Origin of the sequence: Pseudomonas sp. K5002, assembly GCF_013386655.1 — a bacterium.
Lineage (GTDB): Bacteria > Pseudomonadota > Gammaproteobacteria > Pseudomonadales > Pseudomonadaceae > Aquipseudomonas.
Genome location: NZ_JACARK010001103.1, coordinates 1 through 2,817, shown reverse-complemented (window position 1 = coordinate 2,817; position 2,817 = coordinate 1). Strand labels below are relative to the sequence as shown.

General features: G+C 63.6%; 1 protein-coding gene and 1 pseudogene. Both read left to right on the top strand.

Features of this window, described 5'->3' with window-relative positions; genetic code table 11:
• A pseudogene (locus HX846_RS33675) lies at nucleotides 1–1,315 on the top strand (alpha-2-macroglobulin family protein); the annotation flags it as partial.
• Nucleotides 1,296–2,817: penicillin-binding protein 1C (gene pbpC / locus HX846_RS33670; RefSeq protein ID WP_178967094.1), on the top strand; the 1,522-nt coding region annotated here is incomplete at its 3' end. The pseudogene HX846_RS33675 and the gene pbpC, both read left to right, overlap by 20 nt.

Genomic DNA, 2,817 nt, shown 5'->3' with positions numbered 1-2,817 from the left:
CGGCGGTTTCGGCTTGTGGGCGGCCAACCCGGATGTGGCGCCGTATGCCAGCCTGTACGCCACCGACTTCCTGATCGAAGCCAGGGAGCGCGGGCTGCCGGTGCCGGAAGACCTGCTGCAACGTTCCAACGCGTACCTCACCGACCTGGCCAACGGCCCGAGCGAAGGCCTGTCGGAATTGCGCAACCGCGCCTACGCCAGTTACCTCCTGAGCCGTCAGGGGATTCTGGTGAGCGGCGCCTTGAGCGATATCCGCGAGCGCTACGAAAGCTACTTCAAGGACACCTGGCAGAACGACATTGGCGCGGCGTACCTGGCTGCCAGCTACAAGCTGCTCAAGCAGGATCGTCAGGCCGATACCCTGTTCCGCAAGGTGCCGTGGCTTTCCCTGTCGGATAAATGGAACAGCGACGGCCTGTATTACGACCCGCTGGTGCACGACGCCGAGCACCTGCATTTGCTCGCGCGGCACTTCCCGGAAATGCTCGACGATGTGCCGACAAGCCTGCTGGATAAACTCGGCAAGCGTCTCAACGAGCAACGCTACAACTCGCTGTCGGCGGCACTGTTGCTGCGGGCCCTGGACAATTACGGCCAGCGCGCCCAAAGCGACATGACCCTCAAGGCCACCGCATGGCTCAGCGACAAGCAGCAACAGTTGTTGCAGATGGCCGGCCAGCCGCCACGTGCGGCGGTGCCTGCCGGTACGCAAAAACTGCAGATGGAAAAATCCGACGGCCCGGCGGCGTTCTACATGCTGAGCGAAGCGGGCTATGACAAGGGCGCCAACCTCAAGCCGATCAACAGCGGCCTGGAAATCATCCACGAATACCTCGACCTCAAAGGCAACCCAGTCAGCAAGGTCGCGGTAGGCGATGAGTTCCTGGTGCGCCTGCGCTTGCGGGCCACCGACCGTGATCAGGTGCAGCAAGTGGCCGTAGTCGACTTGCTGCCGGGTGGTGTCGAGCCTGTGTATAACTTGCCGCCGGAGCCGGAAGCGGCCAGCACCGAGGAAAGCGAAGGCGACGATTCGGAGTACGTTGAAACCGGCGAAGACACCGAAGAAGCCGACGCCTGGCAGGCGCCGATTGGCGAGACCGACTTGAGCAACTGGCAACCGGACTACGTCGACGTGCGTGATGACCGAGTGGTGTTGTACGGCACCGCGCTGCGGGATGTAGGCACCCTCGTGTACCGCGTGCGCGCCACCAACGCCGGTACCTTCAATACGCCACCGGCCTACGCCGAGGGCATGTACGAAACCACCCTGCAAGGACGCGGCAAAGTAGGCCAGCTTGAAATTACCAAGCCTTAAAAGCCTGACGCCGCTGCTGGCAGCGGCGTTGATTCTGGCGGGGCTACGGTTGTGGCCCCACGCGCCGCTGGAACAGGCAGCCACCTCCTCACGGGTGGTGCTGGCCGATGACGGTTCGCTGCTGCGCATGACCCTGGCGGCTGACGGGCAATATCGCCTGTGGCTACCCCTGGAACGGATTTCTCCGTCACTGGTGGAGGCGTTGCTGCTCAAGGAAGACCGCAATTTCTACTGGCACCCGGGGATCAATCCCCCGGCGTTATTGCGGGCGGCCATGGCCACCTATAGCGGCGGCCAGCGTCAGGGCGGTTCGACCCTGAGCATGCAACTGGCCAGGCGCTTGTGGGATCTCAATACTCGCCAAGTGCCCGGCAAGCTGCAGCAGATGGCCCTGGCACTGTGGCTGGAGGCGCGTTACAGCAAGCACGACATCCTTGAGGCCTACCTCAACCTGGCGCCCATGGGCGGCAATATCGAAGGTGCCGAAGCGGCCAGCCGGATCTATTTTGGCAAGTCAGCGGCGCAGTTGTCCTTGTCTGAAGCCCTCGCGCTGGCCGTGATTCCCCAGCAACCGGGTCGTCGGGCGCGCTTTGGGCCTTCCCTGCAAACCGCCCGGCAACGGCTGATGGCGGACTGGCGGGAAACTTATCCACAGGATCCGCGTAACGACAGTTTGCTGGACCTGCCGCTGGAAGCCCGCAACCGCCAGCAGATCCCGTTTCTCGCGCCGCACCTGAGCGAACAGTTGCTGGCCTCGCAAACCGGCAATGAGTTGAACAGCACCCTCAACCTGGCGCTGCAACAATTGCTGGAACGGCTGATCACCGGCTTCATCGCCGAGCGCCGCAGCAGCGGTGTGGAAAACGCCACGGCGATCCTGATCGACAGCCGCGACCAGAGCGTAAAAGCCCTGGTGGGCTCGGCAGACTACTTATCCACAAGCATCCACGGCCAGGTCAACGGCGTGTTGTCGCGGCGCTCGCCGGGCTCCACCCTCAAGCCATTCCTGTATGGGCTGGCGCTGGACCAAGGGGTGATCCACCCCATGAGCATCCTCAAGGACATGCCGAGTAACTTCGGCTACTTCCAGCCGGAAAATTTCGACGGCAGTTTTGTCGGGCCGGTGACAGCCCGTGACGCGCTGATTCGCAGCCGCAATATTCCGGCGGTGTGGCTGGCCAGCCAAACCCGCTCACCGTCACTCTACGGATTGCTGCAAAGGGCCGGGATCAAGGGCCTGCGCGGCGAAAGCCATTACGGCTTGGCGCTGGCCTTGGGCGGCGGCGAGATGACGCCCGAGGAGCTGGCGCGGCTGTATGTGATGCTGGCTGGTGACGGGCATTTGCGGCCGCTGCGCTATTTGCAGGAACAGCCGCAAACCACTGGCGCCCAGCTACTCACGCCGCAGGCCGCGTTTATGGTGCGCGACATGCTGCGGCGCAACCCGCGCCCGGACGGGCTGCCGGGGCGCCACTGGCGTACGGCCTGGAAGACCGGCACGT